This is a genomic window from Streptomyces sp. NBC_00576 (assembly GCF_036345175.1).
Classification (GTDB): domain Bacteria; phylum Actinomycetota; class Actinomycetes; order Streptomycetales; family Streptomycetaceae; genus Streptomyces.
The window spans coordinates 1,106,314-1,122,818 of the sequence record NZ_CP107780.1; the positions used below are offsets into that span (position 1 = coordinate 1,106,314).

The 16,505-nt window shown below is 70.5% G+C and carries 16 protein-coding genes and 1 pseudogene; 7 read left to right on the forward strand and 10 right to left on the reverse strand.

Annotated features, from left to right (window positions below; translation table 11 throughout):
* Positions 1–219: 219 nt before the first annotated feature.
* Complete coding sequence (locus OG734_RS04765) at positions 220–744, forward strand: hypothetical protein (RefSeq protein ID WP_330286198.1); 525 nt, start codon at positions 220–222, stop codon at positions 742–744.
* A 96-nt stretch (positions 745–840) separates the two neighbouring features.
* On the opposite strand, the gene OG734_RS04770 is transcribed toward OG734_RS04765, so the two are convergent.
* Positions 841–1,329: a hypothetical protein gene (locus OG734_RS04770; RefSeq protein ID WP_330286199.1), complete on the reverse strand. Its 489-nt coding sequence runs from the start codon at positions 1,327–1,329 to the stop codon at positions 841–843.
* Positions 1,330–1,660: 331 nt separating this feature from the next.
* On the opposite strand from OG734_RS04770, the gene OG734_RS04775 reads away from it, so the two are divergent.
* The gene (locus OG734_RS04775; RefSeq protein WP_330286200.1) at positions 1,661–2,323 is read left to right on the forward strand and encodes a class F sortase; all 663 of its coding nucleotides are present in this window, start codon (positions 1,661–1,663) and stop codon (positions 2,321–2,323) included.
* 55 nt (positions 2,324–2,378) lie between these two features.
* Here the strand turns inward: OG734_RS04775 and OG734_RS04780 are convergent, their stop codons facing one another.
* Complete coding sequence (locus tag OG734_RS04780) at positions 2,379–3,215, reverse strand: polysaccharide deacetylase family protein (protein ID WP_330286201.1); 837 nt, start codon at positions 3,213–3,215, stop codon at positions 2,379–2,381.
* A 189-nt stretch (positions 3,216–3,404) separates the two neighbouring features.
* Here OG734_RS04780 and OG734_RS04785 point away from each other — a divergent pair, with 189 nt between their 5' ends.
* The 4 genes from OG734_RS04785 (at position 3,405) to OG734_RS04800 (ending at position 6,125) form a co-directional block, all read left to right on the forward strand.
* Positions 3,405–3,881 carry a universal stress protein gene (locus OG734_RS04785; RefSeq protein WP_330286202.1) on the forward strand — a complete coding sequence of 159 codons (477 nt, stop codon included), beginning with the start codon at positions 3,405–3,407 and terminating at the stop codon, positions 3,879–3,881.
* A gap of 235 nt (positions 3,882–4,116) precedes the next feature.
* Positions 4,117–4,665, forward strand: a complete 549-nt coding sequence (locus OG734_RS04790; RefSeq protein WP_330286203.1) for a sigma-70 family RNA polymerase sigma factor — start codon at positions 4,117–4,119, stop codon at positions 4,663–4,665.
* Positions 4,666–4,813: 148 nt separating this feature from the next.
* Entirely contained in the window at positions 4,814–5,329 is a 516-nt protein-coding gene (locus OG734_RS04795) for a hypothetical protein (protein WP_330286204.1), read from the forward strand.
* Positions 5,330–5,468: 139 nt separating this feature from the next.
* Positions 5,469–6,125, forward strand: coding sequence for a zf-HC2 domain-containing protein (locus OG734_RS04800; protein ID WP_330286205.1), 657 nt, complete (start codon positions 5,469–5,471; stop codon positions 6,123–6,125).
* Between the two features lie 32 nt (positions 6,126–6,157).
* Here OG734_RS04800 and OG734_RS04805 read toward each other — a convergent pair whose 3' ends face one another.
* The 3 genes from OG734_RS04805 to OG734_RS04815 all read right to left on the reverse strand — a co-directional run bounded on the left by OG734_RS04805 (position 6,158) and on the right by OG734_RS04815 (position 9,465).
* A complete protein-coding gene (locus OG734_RS04805) occupies positions 6,158–7,021 on the reverse strand; it encodes an Fpg/Nei family DNA glycosylase (protein ID WP_330286206.1) in 864 nt (287 codons plus the stop codon).
* Positions 7,022–7,052: 31 nt separating this feature from the next.
* A complete protein-coding gene (locus OG734_RS04810; RefSeq protein ID WP_330286207.1) occupies positions 7,053–9,140 on the reverse strand; it encodes a SpoIIE family protein phosphatase in 2,088 nt (695 codons plus the stop codon).
* A 64-nt stretch (positions 9,141–9,204) separates the two neighbouring features.
* Positions 9,205–9,465 carry a hypothetical protein gene (locus OG734_RS04815; RefSeq protein WP_330286208.1) on the reverse strand — a complete coding sequence of 87 codons (261 nt, stop codon included), beginning with the start codon at positions 9,463–9,465 and terminating at the stop codon, positions 9,205–9,207.
* 86 nt (positions 9,466–9,551) lie between these two features.
* Between OG734_RS04815 and OG734_RS04820 the strand changes: the two genes are divergently transcribed.
* The gene (locus OG734_RS04820) at positions 9,552–10,979 is read left to right on the forward strand and encodes a lipase maturation factor family protein (RefSeq protein ID WP_330286209.1); all 1,428 of its coding nucleotides are present in this window, start codon (positions 9,552–9,554) and stop codon (positions 10,977–10,979) included.
* Between the two features lie 91 nt (positions 10,980–11,070).
* On the opposite strand, the gene OG734_RS04825 is transcribed toward OG734_RS04820, so the two are convergent.
* The 5 genes and pseudogenes from OG734_RS04825 to OG734_RS04845 all read right to left on the reverse strand — a co-directional run bounded on the left by OG734_RS04825 (position 11,071) and on the right by OG734_RS04845 (position 16,501).
* The gene (locus tag OG734_RS04825) at positions 11,071–12,042 is read right to left on the reverse strand and encodes an aldo/keto reductase (protein WP_330293564.1); all 972 of its coding nucleotides are present in this window, start codon (positions 12,040–12,042) and stop codon (positions 11,071–11,073) included.
* A 50-nt stretch (positions 12,043–12,092) separates the two neighbouring features.
* The gene (locus OG734_RS04830) at positions 12,093–12,848 is read right to left on the reverse strand and encodes an SDR family NAD(P)-dependent oxidoreductase (RefSeq protein WP_330286210.1); all 756 of its coding nucleotides are present in this window, start codon (positions 12,846–12,848) and stop codon (positions 12,093–12,095) included.
* Positions 12,845–13,063 (reverse strand): annotated as a pseudogene (locus OG734_RS04835) (fuconate dehydratase); the annotation flags it as partial. The gene OG734_RS04830 and the pseudogene OG734_RS04835, both read right to left, overlap by 4 nt.
* A gap of 17 nt (positions 13,064–13,080) precedes the next feature.
* On the reverse strand, positions 13,081–14,634 hold the full coding sequence (locus OG734_RS04840; RefSeq protein ID WP_330286211.1) for an alpha-L-fucosidase: 1,554 nt from the start codon (positions 14,632–14,634) through the stop codon (positions 13,081–13,083).
* A 19-nt stretch (positions 14,635–14,653) separates the two neighbouring features.
* A complete protein-coding gene (locus OG734_RS04845; RefSeq protein WP_330286212.1) occupies positions 14,654–16,501 on the reverse strand; it encodes a family 20 glycosylhydrolase in 1,848 nt (615 codons plus the stop codon).
* Between the last annotated feature and the right edge of the window lie 4 nt (positions 16,502–16,505).

Genomic DNA, 16,505 nt, shown 5'->3' on the forward strand with positions numbered 1-16,505 from the left:
CTGCGTCCACGGGGGACACTCGCCACGCGCGGGTGTCCCCCGACTTGCTCAACGAGATCCCCTGAGTGGCCCACATCTGTGACCCATTTGCACGACACCGATCGCGCGTACGCACACACGTTCCTAGCGTTTCGGTCATCGAGGTGCATTTCTGGCGCGACCGGTACGGCGCGAGCGGAAAAGGTCCGCAACTGCTCCTCGGGGACCCGGAGGACTCACATGGGCGCGATACGCGTCGCCTCGGCGGCACTGCTGGGCGTCACCGCCCTCGCCTGCACCGCTCCCGCCGCTCACGCGGTCGTCACGGACAACAGCGTCACGTCGTTCGGCTTCAGTGTCGTGCCCTCGACCATCGCGGCGGGCGGACAGGTCACCCTGCGTGTGGACAACTGCAACGACGACACCCGGGTGTCCTCCGGCGTCTTCGATCCGCTCACCATCCCCAAGGGGCACTCGTCGACGACGGCGAAGGTCGACTGGGACGCCAAACCGGGGGCGGCGTACCGGGTGACGTTCACCTGCGGCGGCGAGAGCGGACACACCGATCTCACCATCGCCATCGGGCACCCCAGCGACCCGACGCACTACCCCCTGCCCGTCCAGCGGGGTGTGCACGCGGGCGAGGGCGGCAGCGCCGCCGGCTTCGACCTCAAGGAGATCGGCCTCGGAGCGGCGCTCATCGCGGGGTCGCTGACGGTGGCACACCACTTCTCACGCCGTCGCCCGAGCGACGACAACACCTGACCCGGCAGTACCCGAACAGCGTTTCGCCCCGGAACCTGACGGGTTCCGGGGCGAAACGCTGTTGACGTGCGGTCCGCGCTCCTGAGGGAGTGAGCCTCAGATCCTGTTCTCGGACCGGCGGCGCATCCAGAACACACCACCGCCGACGAGCGCGGCGGCCACCAGCCCGCCTCCGATCGCGATGTCGGCCGGGGTGGCCCCGGTGGAACTGCTGCCACCGAGACCGCCTCGGACGCCACCGATGACCGTGAAGACCCCGGAGAACACCTGGGGCCTGCCCTCGCAGGTGGTGGTGACGCTGTACGAGCCTGCGCTCGCGTTCGAGTTGACGGTCACCGTCGCCGTCGCCGAGTTGGTCCCCCTGGGGGAGAGGTTGGCTCTCGAGAAGGCGTTCGAACTGATGGTGCTGTTCGAACGAGTGCAGGCTGAGCCGTCGACCGTGAGCACCAGCTGACCGCCCGGCGCGATGGCGCTCGGTGCGGCGGTGACGCCGGACGGCTGGTCCCAGGCCGAGGCCGTCGGGGCGGCGAGCCCCACCGCGGCAGCCATGGCGGCAGACACCACCAGGGCACGAGTAGTACGCATGTGAACCTCCGCGGAAGGCGCCCCGGGACCCGTCCCCGGTCGATCGGCGAGAAAACGCCTCCCAGACGAACCCTCAGATGCCGTGCGCGCAGCCGCATTTCGGGAATGGTCCGTCCTGGTGAGAGGACACGCCGACGGAAGACCACACAATCAGATATTGCCGCAGGTCACGGACCGTCAGAAAAATACTTTCCCCGGCGACCCGGATGGCGCACGAACGACACGTCCGCCACCCGTTCGCCGCTGCCCCGTCGCCGGTTTCCCGCCGGACGCTTAGCGTTCTCGTATGCGCGATTGACCCGGCGACGGCCGGGTCGAGAGGGGATGGCGAATGTCTGCGTCCGACCTGGCGGAAGAGGAGGAGCGGCGGAAGAAGCGCGCTCCGTGGGGCGTGATAGCGCTTGTTCTGCTGACCGGCCTCGCTCTCATTCGGAATGGTTCGGGAGAGTTCGACGTGGGTCCGCCACAGCCCGCGTCGGCGGCGGCAGCGGACAGCCGCCTCCCGGGCGGCACGTTCTCCAGCGCCCCGGCCCCGCTGCCGTACTCGGTGGTCGACCGCGTGCGGATCCCCGCGATCTCGGTCGACGCACCGGTGCTGCCGGTGGGGCTGGACGCGGCCGGCTGGGTGGACGCCCCGCCGTCGGAGGACCCGAATCTGGCGGGCTGGTTCACCGGTGCCGTGTCGCCCGGCGAGAAGGGCACCGCGGTGGTCGTCGGACATGTCGACAACAAACAGGGCCCCGCCGTGTTCTACGGACTCGGGGCCCTCAAGAAGGGGCATCGCGTCGAGGTCCAGCGCCAGGACGGAAAGGTGGCCGTTTTCGAGATCTACGGCATCGAGGTGTTCGAGAAGAACAACTTCCCCGGCGACCGCGTCTACGGCAGCAGGAACACCCCGGAACTGCGGGTCATCACCTGCGGGGGCGGTTTCTCCAAGCAGAGCGGCTACAACGGAAACGTGGTGGTGTTCGCCCGCCTGGTCGAGGTTCGCTGAGCGTTCCCCGGCCGGGCGGGCGAAAGCCCGCACTCGGTGATTCCGCCATCTGCGATTACGCGTATTGCCGTGTCGGTACGGTGATGCGGTAGCCGGAATCCAGCAGTTCCGGCAGATAGTCGCGCAGCGCGCGGACGCTCTGCGAGCGGTCGCCGCCCGCGTCGTGCGAGAGCACCACGACACCCGGGGCGGCGCCGCGCTCGACCCGGTTGATGATGGTGCGGGTGCCCGGGGCCATCCAGTCGAGGGTGTCGACCGTCCAGGCGAGCGGCTCCATGCCGAGTTCGGCGCCGATCTGGAAGGCGGCCCGGTTCCAGGCGCCGTAGGGGGCGCGGAACCAGACGGGCGCCTCGCCGCAGCCGTCCTCGATGACCTCGCAGGTGCGTTCCATCTGGGAGCGGATCTCGGAGCGTGTGAGGCGTGTCAGCAGCGGGTGGGACCAGGTGTGGTTGCCGACGACGTGCCCGTCCTCGGTCATCTCGGCGAGCAGGTCCTTGTTGTTGACAGCCATCTCCCCGCACACGAAGAACATCGCGCGGACGTCGTGCTCGCGCAGGGTCTGCAGGATGTCCGGGGTGTAGCGGGGGTCGGGTCCGTCGTCGAAGGTCAGCACCATGGTGCGGCCACGTTCGGACACCCGCAGCAGCGGCTCGTGGCGGACCAGGGTGCGCCCGTGGGCGGCGGCACGCGGCGGGCCGTAACCGGTAAGGGGTTCGAGGCGGTATGCGGAAGGCTTGAGCGCGCGGTGCGCCGAGGGGCCCGCGACGGGCCGGGCGGCCGGGGTCCTGTCCGGGCCGGCGGTGAGCAGCGCGGCCGTACCGGCCGCTCCCACGGCGGCGGCTCCGCCGATCATCAACACGCGCCGCCGTGTGAACAACTGATCCTTCGTCATGACTCATCAGTCGCCCGGTACGGTCTTGACGCCCCGCATCGACACCGGTGCGGCGGCAGGAAAGCACCCGTTGGGACCAGTGGGCGCGCTCGCCTCCCAGGGGGCGGCGACGGCCGGTTCCCGGGGCCCGTGCTGATCACGCCCTCCCCGGGTGCCCGGCGGGCCTCCGGCTCCCGATAGCCTCGAAGCGTGACGGAACAGCAGCACTCATCCCGGGGCGAGCATCAGTTCGAGCGGGGCACGGACGGGCCGAAGGTCATCGTGGTCGGCGTCGACGGCTCCGACTCCTCTTTCCGTGCCGCGTCCTACGCCGCGGGGCTGGCCCGGCGCCAGCACGCGCTGCTCGCGCTGGTGTACGTACAGCCGGTGATGGCGGCGGGTGCCGCGTTCGGGGTGCCCGTGGCGGAGACGACGGACAGCATCGCGGAGGGTCTCATCGCGGAGATCCGGGAGGCGACCGAGCAGGTCAAGGGGATATTCGATGTCCGGTGGGAGTTCCACACCTTCCGCGGGGACCCGTACACGGGCATGGTGAAGGCCGCCGACGACCTCAAGGCGGACGCGGTGGTCGTCGGCGCCTCCGAGCAGGCGGGCCACCGGATCATCGGGTCGGTCGCGATCCGGCTGGTGAAGTCGGGCCGCTGGCCGGTCACGGTCGTGCCGTAGCCACGACGACGCCCGGGGGTCCTGCCGGCCCGTCGTCAGACCGTCCGGGCCCGCGCCCGGCTCAGGACCACGTCGGTCCCCCTCGCGGGCCGACGGCGCGAAGGTGAAGCGCGTTCGGACGAGGAACCTCCCGTTCAGACCGTTCGTCGCACCGTTCGTCGACGGGTCCGACCGTCCGCCGCACACTCCGGTCCGCGCTCTGTCCCGAATCGGGACCTTGCGATGCCATACGGCCATGACGGCCGGAACCACCATCACCCACGGGACGACGACCGCCGAGCACGAGCTGGCCGCGCTGCAGCGCGAGCACGGCCGACCGCTCTTCGCCCTGCTGCTGCGCCTGTGCGACGGCGACCGGCAGCGCGCCGAGGACCTGCTGCAGGAGACCCTCGTACGCGCCTGGCAGCACCCCGAGGCGTTGCGCGCCGACGACTTCGAGTCCGTACGGCCCTGGCTGCTGACCGTGGGACGGCGGCTCGCCATCGACGCGCGGCGGGCCCGGCAGGCGCGGCCCGCCGAGGTCGGGGACGCGGTTCTGGAGAATGCGCGGGTGTGTGCCGATCACGCGGAACGGTCCGCGGCGACGCTCGATGTGCGGGAGGCTGTGAAGACACTCACTCCCGAGCACCGTGAAGTCCTGGTGCTGGTGTATTTCCATGGGGCGAGTGTGGCGGAGGCCGCCACGGCACTGGGGATCCCGCCCGGTACGGTGAAGTCTCGCGCGTATTACGCGCTGCGCGCCCTGCGCCGAGTCCTTCCGGGTTATGCAGCCGACCTGCGGTGAAACCAATGGTCGGGTCAAACCTCGGTAAAGCGCCTTGCTGAGGACCATGGTTGAGCAATCAGCTGTCTTCATCCGTGTCCGAACCGGGCGACAGTCCCGGAGGCCCGGGGTCGGGCGACGCGCACGCACCGGAGGAAGGCAGGAAGGGATGCTGCACCGAAATCAAGAGAGCACGGACGGCACCGGCGGGGGCGAACTCACCGTCCCCATGGCCTGGTTGTACGCCGAGTACATCGCCGACGAGCTGTTGCGGACGGGCGACCTGATGCCGCCCACGTCCTTCGAGTTCCGCGCGGGTCGGGACGCGCTGGCACTCACCATCTTCCTGTCCGACACCAGCGGTGAACTCTCGGGCATCCGGGTCATCACTCAACTGGAGAAGTGGCTTTCGCTGACGGCGTACGACCAGCCCTGGCAGGACTGGGTCCGTGAACGTATTTCCAGGTTGGCGGCCGACGCTCTCGAATCGAGAGCGCCGGCACCCGACTTGGACCTGGCTGCCGCCGCTTGGCGCTGGCTGGAGGAGACCGAGCTGCTCGCGCCGGACCTGGACGCCGTACCGGGTGGCGGGCCCGTGCTCGGTGAGGACGACGGACCGAAGGTGTGGACCCCGGCCTGGCGGCTGGGACTGCCCCTCGGTCATCTGGCGATCCATCTTTTTTAGAATCCGACCAATCCGCGGTCCCCTCCGCTCCGAACACCTTTGGTCTCGATTCGGTATGGGCCTTGAGTGATTCCGCTGTCCGGTGCGTACCGGTGGTAGCAACACCACCCCACCCGCACCATCGGCACGAGGATTCGGCATGAGGTCCCTGGAACGGCATCGCGACGTCGGCGCATACGCGCTCGGCGTGCTCGACGAGGCGGACGCCTTCCGCTTCGAGGACCACCTCATGGAGTGCCCTCAGTGCGCGGCCCATGTAACCGAATTCGGTCCCGCCACACGGCAGTTGCTGCTGTACCGGCGAGCCACGCCGCGCTCCGTGCACCCCATGGCTCAACCCGGCCCCCGGCTTCTGGACCGGCTGCTCGGCGAAGTGGCGAACCGGCGGCGCGCCGACCGGCGGCGCTGGCTGTACGCCGTGGCCGCCGCGGTGGTCTTCGCGGTGGCCGGGCCCGGCATCGCGATCATGGCGAGCGGCGGCGACTCGGACCCGACCCAGCAGGTCGCCGCGACCGACGAGCGGTCGGGTGTCTGGGCGCAGGTCACCAGTGAGGACACGGTCTGGGGCAGCCAGATCGAGCTGAAGGTCAAGGACGGCGCCGGCCCCCGTGCCTGCCACCTCGTCGCCATCGCGGACGACGGCACGGAAGAGACGCTGACCAACTGGAACGTGCCCGAGCACGACGCCCGCGAAAGCACGATGATGGGCGCCTCGACCCTCCACTCGGCCCAGATCGACAAGTACGAGCTGCGCACGGCCGACGGCCTGCACCTGGTGACGCTCGACGCCCCCTGATCCGGACTCCCCCTCAAGGGGCGCCTGTTGAACTACTTCAGCAGGCGTGACATACGACGGTCCGCGAGCGGTTTGCCGCCCGTCTGGCAGGTGGGGCAGTACTGGAGCGAGGAGTCGCTGAAGGAGACCTCGCGGACGGTGTCGCCGCACACCGGACAGGGCTCGCCGGTCCGGCCGTGCACCCGCAGACCGCTCTTCTTCTCCGCCTTCAGACGTCCTGCCGCAAGGCCCCGGGAGCGCTCGACCGCCTCGGTGAGCGTCGTGCGCAGTGCCTCGTACAGCCGCCGGTTCTCCTGGGGCGTGAGCGAGGCGGCGAGCTTGAACGGGGACATCCGCGCGGCGTGCAGGATCTCGTCGCTGTAGGCGTTCCCCACCCCCGCGATCAGGCTCTGGTCGCGCAGCGCGCCCTTGAGCTGCCGCCGCTCCCCCGCCAGCAGGCCGGCGAGGCGGGCCTCGTCGAAGTCGTCGGCGAGCGGGTCCGGGCCGAGCCGGGCCACGCCTGGCACCTCCTGCGGATCATGGACGACGTACACCGCGAGCCGCTTCTGTGTGCCCGCCTCGGTGAGGTCGAAGCCCTCGCCCGTCTCCAGGGCGACACGCAGCGCGAGCGGGCCTTTTCCCGGCTTCGGCGGGCCGTCGGGGAGGCGGTCGCGCCAGTGCAGCCAGCCCGCGCGGGCCAGGTGGGTCACGAAGTGCAGGCCGCCGTCCGCTGCCAGGTCGAGGAACTTGCCGCGCCGGTGCACGGCGATGACCTCGCGGCCCTCGAGGGCGGTGACCGGTGGGTCGTACGTCTTCAGGACGCTGATCGCGACGGGCAGCACCCGGACCACCTCGTGGCCCACGAGCCGTTCGGTGAGGAAGTCCCTGAGCGCCTCGACCTCGGGAAGTTCCGGCATACGTCCAGAGTGCCACCGCGCGCCCCGGTGCTCAGCTCGTGGGCGGCACCACGAACTCGCACCACACCACCTTGCCGCCGCCCCGCGCCTCCACACCCCACGCGTCGGTGAGGAGATCGACCAGGAGCAGACCGCGCCCGGAGACCCCGGACTCCCCCGCCTCGCGGCGGCGCGGCAGCGCGCTGGAGGAGTCCTCGACCTCGACCCGCAGCCGGCGTTCGGAGCCGCTCAGCACGCGCAGGGTGACGACCGCCGCGCCCTCGGTGTGCATCAGGGCGTTGGTGATCAGCTCGTCGGCCACCAGTTCGACCTCGTCGGCGCGTTCGTGGGCGCCCCAGGCCCGGACCGCCGCGCCGATCATGTGCCGGGCCGCGCTCAGCGCGTCGGGGTCGGCCGGCGCGACGTGCTGCTGGAGCCGCCCGCCGGACTGTACGGCGGCCAGGCCCCGGCGGCGCAGGAGCAGCAGGGCCACATCGTCGTCCCCGCCCCGCTCGTCGGCCACCTCGATCAGGCGGTCGGCCAGTTCCCAGACGCTCTCCGGGCCGGCGGCGATGAGCGCCCTGAGGGTCCGCAGGCCGTCGGCGAGGTCGGCGCCGGGCTGCTCGACGAGCCCGTCGGTGCACAGCACCAGGGTCTCACCGGGGTCCAGTTCGAGGATACCGACCGGGTAGGCGAGGCGCCCGAACTGGGCGGAGAGGCCGAGCGGCAGCCCACCGTCGATCGGGATGCGGCGGCAGGTGCCGTCGGCCCGCCGCACCAGCGGGTCGAGGTGGCCGGCCCGGACCACCTGGACCACCCCGGTGGACAGATCGGCCTCCGCGTACAGGCAGGTGGCGAAGCGGTCGGTGTCGAGTTCGTGCAGGAAGACGGAGGCGCGGGCCATCACCGTCGCGGGCGGGTGCCCCTCGGCCGCGTAGGCCCTCAGGACGATCCGCAGCTGGCCCATGACGGCCGCCGCGTGCGTGTCGTGTCCCTGTACGTCCCCGATGACCGCGCCGACCCGGCCGCCCGGCAGCGGGATCACGTCGTACCAGTCGCCGCCGATGTCCCGGCCGAGCTGGCCGCCGGAGGAGGCGGCGCGGTAGCGGACGGCGATGTCGGCGCCGGGCACGTTGGGGATGGAGCGCGGCAGCATGGCCTGCTGGAGGCCCTGGGCGAGGTCCTTCTCCTGCTCGTAGAGCATGGCCCGCTGGAGGCTCTGCGCGATGCTGGTGCCGAGTGCGACGAGTACGGCGCGGTCCGCCGCCGAGAAGCCGTACCGGTCGTTGTAGAGCAGGCCCATCGCGCCGATCGGCCGGGCCTGTGCGATGAGCGGCAGATAGGCGGCCGAGGTGATCTTCAGGTCGGTGAGGTGCGGCCACAGGACCGGGTACCCGGCCGCGAACTCCTCCGGCGACTCGATGAAACGCGGGCTGAGGGTCCGTACGACGTCGCCCATCGGGTAGGGCTCGTCGATGCGGGTGATGCGGGTGCCGGGCACGGAGGCGCCCACCGGGCCCTCGGCGACCAGCCGGATACGGCCGGCCTCCACCAGCCCCATGACCAGACTGGCCGCCCCGAGGTGGGGGACGCCGTGGGAGTTCGTGAGGACGTCGATGACGTCCTCCACGGTGCGGGCGTGCGCGAGGGCCGCCGTGACGACCTGCACGACGTTGGTCTGGCGGCGCCGCACCTCGTCCTGGGCGGCCTGTTCGGTACGGGCCTGGCTGTCCCGGAGCTCCTGCGTGGCGTCGCGGACGATGCCGATGACCCGGCGCGGGCAGCCCGTCTCGTCGCGGCGGATGTAGCCCTGGGTGTGGGTCCACCGCAGGGCGCCGTCGCGGCGGCGGAGGCGGAAGTAGGCACCGTAGTTCTCGCTGCCGTCCTTCATGGCCTCGGCGACGACGGAGTCGAGCCGGCGGCCTTCCATCGGGGGCACCCTGACGGCCAGGGTCTCGGGGTGGCCGTCGTATTCGTCGGGGCGCAGATCGAAGATCTCGAACGCCAGGGCGTCCATGTGGAGCAGACCTGCGTCCAGGTCCCAGTCGAACGTCCCCATGCGATTGAGCGCCAGAACCGGGTCCGGGTGGGCGGGCCAGTCGTCCGGGAGGGACAGGGCACTCGCTCCCCGATCAGCCATGCGCCCACCCTGCCAGTTTTTGGCTGATTCTTCGACTTGTCCGACGTCTTTCGCCGGGTACCGCTCACTCGCCGAAGCCCTCGCAGGGATCGGACTGGGCATAGGAGCCGTACGCGGTGTTCTCGTCGGGGATCTGGCCGCCGCCGTCAAGGAGGTCGGGGATCTCCGGGACGCTGTCGGGGCCGATCTCGTCGCAGGGGTCCTGCGTCGTACCGAAGCCGAGATCGTCCGGGGTCAGAACCTCCTCGCCCGGCGGGTCGCCGTCCCAGCCGCCGACGAGCAGCGCCGCGGAGAGTGCGCAGGCAGTGACAAGGGTTCGGTCCATCCCCCATTGTCTGCGTCGCCCACTCGGCCTACGCAAGCCGAGAAAGTCACCCAGCGTCACAATGGTGGGAGAGAGGAGCGAGTGAAGTGGAATGGTTCATCGCACCCGACTACTGGCTGAGCCGTCTGGTACTCCAGCGGGGCCTGGCCTGCGTCTACCTCGTAGCGTTCCTGGGCGCCGCCCTCCAGTTCCGGGCGCTCATCGGCGAGCGGGGCATGCTTCCGGTCCCCCGTCTGGTCGCCCGGGTCGGCTTCCGGCAGGCACCGAGCGTGTTCCAACTCCACTACTCCGACCGCTTCTTCGCCGTCTGGTCCTGGACAGGCTGTGCGGTGTCGGTGGCGCTGCTCGCCGGGCTGGACTCGCAACTCCCGCTCTGGGCAGGCATGTTGCTGTGGCTGCTGCCGTGGGCCATGTATCTGTCGATCGTCAACGTCGGCCAGACCTGGTACAGCTTCGGCTGGGAGTCACTGCTTCTGGAGGTCGGCTTCCTCGCCGTCTTCCTGGGCAACGACGAGGTCGCGCCGCCGGTCGTGGTGCTGTTCCTGCTGCGCTGGATCCTGTTCCGCGTCGAGTTCGGCGCCGGTCTGATCAAGATGCGTGGCGACGCCTGCTGGCGGAAACTGACCTGCCTCGACTTCCACCACGAGACCCAGCCGATGCCCGGCCCGCTGAGCTGGTACTTCCACCATCTCCCCAGGCCCGTGCACCGGATCGAGACGGCCGCCAACCACTTCACCCAACTCGCCGTGCCCGTCCTGCTGTTCACCCCGCAGCCGGTGGCGACGGCCGCCGCGTCCCTGATGATCGTCACCCAGCTGTGGCTGGTTCTGTCGGGCAACTTCGCCTGGCTGAACTGGATCACCATCGTGCTGGCACTGTCGGCGGTGCGCCTCCCGGACACGGCGCCGACGCCTGCCCCGGACACTCCGCTCTGGTACGAGATCGTGGTGCTGGCCGTCGCCACGGCACTGATGACCCTCAGCTACCGCCCGGTCCGCAACATGATCTCGCGCCGCCAGGTGATGAACCGCTCCTTCGACCCGCTCCATCTGGTCAACACCTACGGCGCCTTCGGCAGCGTCAGCCGTATCCGGTACGAGGTGGTCGTCGAGGGCACGGACGACGACCTGCCGCGCGAGGACTCCGACTGGCGGGAGTACGAGTTCAAGGGCAAACCTGGTGAACCAGGGCGCTGGCCACGCCAGTTCGCGCCCTACCATCTGAGGCTCGACTGGATGATGTGGTTCGCCGCGCTGTCGCCCGCGTACGCCGGTCCGTGGTTCGGCGCGATGGTCGAACGGCTCCTCGAGAACGACCACGACACACTCCGGCTGCTGCACCGCTCCCCGTTCCCGCCGGACACGCCCCCGCGCTACGTCCGCGCCCGCCTCTTCCGCTACCGGTACACGACGTGGCGTGAGCGGCGGGCCAAGGGTGCGTGCTGGGAGCGGGTGTACGTACGGGAGTTCATGCCGCCGACGCGGCTCGCCCTCGGGTCGGCTCAGAGGCCGTAGACGTGGGTCGCGGTGCCGGTGAAGACCTCCTCGCGTTCGCCCGTGCCGAGGGAGGCGGTCAACTCCCAGACCTTGGTGTGCAGAGCCACTCTCATGACGGCTCCTCGGTGGACAGCAGACCGGTGTCCCTGAGTTCCTGCCAGAAGGCCTCGGGCACGGACACGGCGAACTGCTCGGCGCAGTCCCGCACTTCGGCCGCCGAACGGGTGCCGACGAGAACGCCGGCGACGGCCGGGTGGGCCGCGCAGAAGGCGAGCGCGGCTGCCCGCAGGGTGATGCCGTGACGTTCGGCGACGGACTTCATACGCAGGGCGCGGTCCAGCAACTCGCCCGACGCCGCCGCATAGTTGTAGGTCGCTCCGGGCCTCGGGTCCGCCAGCAGCCCGGAGTTGAAGGCGCCGCCGATCACGACGGACGTACCGCGTTCGACGGCGGCCGGCAGCAGTTCGCTGAGCGCGCTCTGGTCGAGGAGCGTGTAGCGGCCGGCGCACAGGACCACGTCGACGTCCGTGTCCCGGACGAAGCGGGTGAGCATCTCCGCCTGGTTCATGCCCGCGCCGATCGCACGGACGACGCCTTCGGAGCGGAGTTCCTCCAACGCCGGACAGGCCTCGCGGAACGCGTCCTCGGCGTGGTCGTCGGGATCGTGGAGGTAGACGACGTCGACGTGGTCGAGGCCGAGCCGCTCCAGGCTCGCCTCCAGCGTCCGGCGCACGCCGTCGGCGCTGAAGTCCCAGACCCGGTGGTGGGTGGCGGGGACCGCGAAGCCGTTGGCGAGGTCGTCGCCGGCCGGGGCATCGGCGGGCTCCAGGCGGCGGCCGACCTTCGTGGAGATCGTGTACGCCGAGCGCGGATGCTCGCGCAGGGCCGCGCCGAGGCGGCGTTCGGAGAGGCCGATGCCGTAGTGCGGCGCGGTGTCGAAGTAGCGGATGCCCGCGTCCCAGGCGGCGGACACCGCGTCGTGCGCCTGTTCCTCGGTGACCTCGGTGAAGAGGTTGCCGATGGCGGCGGCACCGAAGCCCAGGCCGGTGACCTCGACGCCACTGCGGCCGAGCGGGTGCACCGGCATGGGCACGGGTACGGGAACGCTCCCTGAGGTGTGGTTCGGCGTGTTCACTTGGCCGCCGGACGCAGTCGCAGGCCCTGCATACCGCCGTCGACGGCGAGTGAGGTGCCGGTGGTGGCGCCGGAGAGGGGGCTCGCCAAGTAGGCGATGGCGCCTGCGACTTCGGCGGTCGAGACCAGGCGGCCGGTGGGCTGGCGGGCTTCCAGCGCGGCGCGTTCGGCGGCCGGGTCGGGGGCGGCGTCGAGGAGGTGGCCGACCCATGGGGTGTCGACGGTGCCCGGGTTGACGCAGTTCACGCGGACGCCCTCGCGGACGTGGTCGGCGGCCATGGCGAGGGTCAGTGAGTACACGGCGCCCTTGGTCGCGCTGTACAGGGCGCGTTGCGGCAGTCCGGCCGTGGCCACGATCGAGCAGGTGTTCACGATGGCGGCGTGCGCCGAGTTCCGCAGGTGCGGCAGCGCGGCGCGGGCGACGCGGACCATGCCGAGCACGTTGACGTCGAAGACGCGGTGCCACTGCTCGTCGTCGTTGTCCTCGACGGTGCCCTGGGCACCGATGCCGGCGTTGTTGACGACGATGTCGAGGCCGCCGAGGTCGGCCACGACGGCGGCCACCACTTCCCTTACGGACGGGTCGTCGGTGACGTCGGCCCGGTATCCGAGCAACGGCTTCTCGACCGACGACGGGTCCAGGTCGAGGACGGCGACCTGTGCGCCGCGCGCCGCCAGCAGTTCCGCGGTGGTCCGGCCGATGCCGGACGCGCCGCCTGTGACCAGCGCCTTGAGACCCTCGAAGTCGGTCATGCGGCCTGCCCTTCTTCCTTCGCCAGGTCGGCGGCCCAGAAGCTGCCGCCGCGAAACGTGTACTCCGCGACGGGCTCCGGCCGCATGGTCGCGGAGAAGCCCGGCGCGGTCGGTGCCTGGTAATGACCTTGCCTGATCACCACGGGGTCGAGGAAGTAGCCGTGCAGACGATCGGCGTACTCGATGAACGCCGCACCCCCGCCCACGGCTGCGTACGCCGCTCCCTGACCTGTCAGCCCACCGCCGACCGGTACAGCCCGAACTCCGCGATCCGCGCCTCCGCCCGCGCCCGTGTCACCCGCACCCGCCACCGCCGCGCCCGGACAGGTGCCGCCAGCAGCAGAATCCGGCTCGCGCCGACCGTGCCCGCCCCCGCGACGCGGGTCCAGCGGCCGCCCACGAACGCCTCGACGACGAAGGCCTCGACCTGCTGCCCGTGCCGGATGTCCTCCGCGAGCCGCACCCTGTCCACCTCGCGCTCCCTGCCGAGGTCGACGGTGACGACACCCGGAGTCCGGGTGACCTGCGCCCCCACCGTCAGGTCGGCCGGCAGTTCCCGGTCGATGCGCTCCCGGAACTCACGCAGGCGGGTGACGTCGGAGGCGGCGAGGAGGCCGTCCGTGTCCGGCGGGACGTTGAGGAGGAGGACGGCGTTGCGGCCGACCGAGCCGAAGTAGATCTCGGTCAACTGGTCGACCGACTTGGGCTGTTGGTCCGCGTGGTAGAACCAGCCGTCCCGGATCGACACATCGCACTCGGCCGGCCACCACTGGACGTAGTCGGCGACCCCACGAGCCGCGACGAGCGCGTCCCGGCCGCCCATGTCCGCCGCGTCGTAGGAGAGCGCGAAGTCGGTCCGGCCGTAGTCCTTCTCGGTGACCGGTACGACGCTCCACTCGTTCTCGCGCGCGAGCCCGCCCTCGTTGCCGACCCAGCGGACATCGGGGCCGGAGACGGCGATCGTGGCGTCCGGGGCGAGGGTGCGGACGAGCGTGTACCAGCTGTCCCAGTCGTACTTCTCGACCTTGTCCGGCGGGATGCGCCCCTGGGCGCCGTCGAACCAGACCTCGTCGACAGGCCCGTACTCGGTGAGTACCTCGTAGAGCTGGTCGAGCATATGGGCGCCGTAGTCGGTGGCGGGGAGGGTGAACGTCGGACCGTCCGGACGGTCGTCGCCGACGACCGGGGTCGGGATGGTGTGCTCGGTGCGCGCGCTGCCGTTGGCGTAGACGCCGTGTAGGTACTGGTTCTCGTCGGCCGGGGAGATGTACACGCCGACCTTCAGCCCGTGCCGCCGCATGGAGTCGGCGAACGAACGCAGCACATCGCCGTGCCCGCCGCGCCAACTGCTCGACGCCACCGAGTGGTTGGTGTACCGGGAGGGGTAGAGGACGAAGCCGTCGTGGTGCTTGACGGTGAGGATGGCGAGCTTGAAGCCGCCGTCACGCAGGGCTCGGGCCCACTGGTCGGTGTCGAGGCCGGTCGGCTGGAAGACGTCCGGATCTTCGTCGCCTGTGCCCCATTCGAGGCCGGTGAAGGTGTTGACGCCGAAGTGCAGGAACGCGGTCCTCTCCAGCCGCTGCCAGGCGATCTGCCGTGCGGTGGGCCGGACTTGGGCGGCCTTGCTGACGAGGACCTCGGCGGAGTCGGTTGGGCTGACGGGGATACGGAAGGCCGGTTCCTCCGCGGCCCGAGCCGGGGCCGGTGCGGCCAGGGCCAGTGACGTGCCCCTGGTGGCTACGAGTGCGGCGGCTGCCGTGACGAAGAGACGTCTGGAGACTGTCATGGGGAACGGACTCCTCGGGTCAGTGGACGGTGGTCAAGTGCCAGACTGCGGACGGGCGTTGGTCCGGCGGGTACTGCACGAGGCGACCGTCGTCGGTCACGTGCACCGCCATCCGTGTGATCGCGTTGACGAGCCGGTAGCCCTCTGCGGACTGCTCCAACTCCCAGCGCTGCAAGGTGTTCGCGGCGTCGCAGGTCTGCGGGGTGAGCTCGACGCCGGGCTGGAGCGGGGTGTTGAGCGTGAGCTTTCCGCCGCGCACCTCCAGGCAGCCGTTCCCGGTCCGCAGGGTGACGTATCCGTCGGGGGTGCGCCGCACCTCGGCGGTGAGAGATGCGGCGCCCGCCCGCAAGGTGTACGTCCCGTCCGCGACCGGCACCCGGGTCAGGTCCTGTCGGCCGGGTGCGTGCCCGACGGCCGTACCCCGAGCGGTGAACTGGGCATATGTGGCGTCGGGATGCGGATCGCCCCAGGTGGCCTGCGCGACATGGCGCAGCGCGGGGTCGGTGTCGACGGCGACCTCGTTCTCGGTCTCGCCGCGCCCGTTGTCCGGCCAGAGGCTGATCTTCGCCCCGGTGATGCCCCGGCTGGAGGCGAGCTTCTCGCCCTCGAAGCTGCGCGGATCCCAACTCTGGTCGTACAGGCCCTTGGTGTCGGTGTGGAATCCGCCCCGGACTAGGTACAGCGCATAGGCCGCGTTCATCAACGGGTACCCCTGGGCGAGGAGTTGGCTCGGTTTCACGGCCACGTTCAGCCAGTGCTCGACCGTGGTGCCCTCGGTCACCGGCACGGTGTTGGCGCCGGTGAGCCCGTCGTTCCAGATGCGCAGCTTTTTACCCTTGGCGGCCAGGTAGGTCCGGACGCGGTTGACGAAGTCGATGAAGGCGTCCTGGGGTGTGGCGTTCGCCCCGTACTTCTCCCGGGCGTAGCGCAGGATCTGCGGGTACTTGGCGAAGTCGGAGCCGAGCATGTACTCGTCGGCGCCCATGTGCCAGGAGCCGCCGGTGAACACCTGCGCGTACTCGTCGATCAGGCTCGTGTAGTAGTCGAAGGCGGCCGGCTGGGTGATGTCGAGCCTGCTGGGCTGCTTGTTGCCGTCGGAGTCGGTGAGTTGCAGATCCGGGCGGTTCTCGATCCAGGGGTCCATGTGGCCCGGGGAGTTGATCTCCGGAACGATCTCGACGTGGTATTTGTCGCCGAGGGCGACGAGCCGCCGTATCTCGTCCTTGGTGTAGTAGCCCCAGGTGTTGGCCTCGGGGTGGGTGTCGCTCTTCACCTTGAGTTCGAGGAGCAGCTGGTTGAGTTTGTTGTACGCCATGTCGCGTACGAGGTTCTCCAGCCACTGCGTCGAGATGTGGATGTAGCAGGCGCACACACCGACGCCCCGTTCCGCGTACCTGGGCACGTCGACCGTACGTCCGGCGGGGATCCGGTCGCCCTGGGCAAGGAGCTGGAGGAGAGTGCGGGTGCCGTAGAAAGCGCCGCTCTCGGTTGCGCCGGTCACCGACAGCCGTGCGCCCGCCCGAAGTTCGTACCCTTCGGCGCCGAGTGCGGTCCGCGTCGGGGCGACGTCGATAACGATGTCACCGGCCCGCGCGCCGCCGCTCACCACGGGCACGGTGCCGCGGCCGGCCGCCCGCAGATCGTCGGCGAGGGTGTCCGCGACCCTGCGCTCGGGCGCGGAGTCGACGATCAGGCGGGCTGAGCCACCGTACTTATAACTCCCCTGTTCCGGAGCCCAGTTGGTGAGCGCGGGCACGGTGACCGGGACGCTCGCCGCCGCCGTACGCGCGAGGGCCGGAACCGGGGCGGCCAGCAGCAGGAGGGTCACCAGCGCACCCAGAAGCCGACGTCTTGGATACCTACTCATCTGG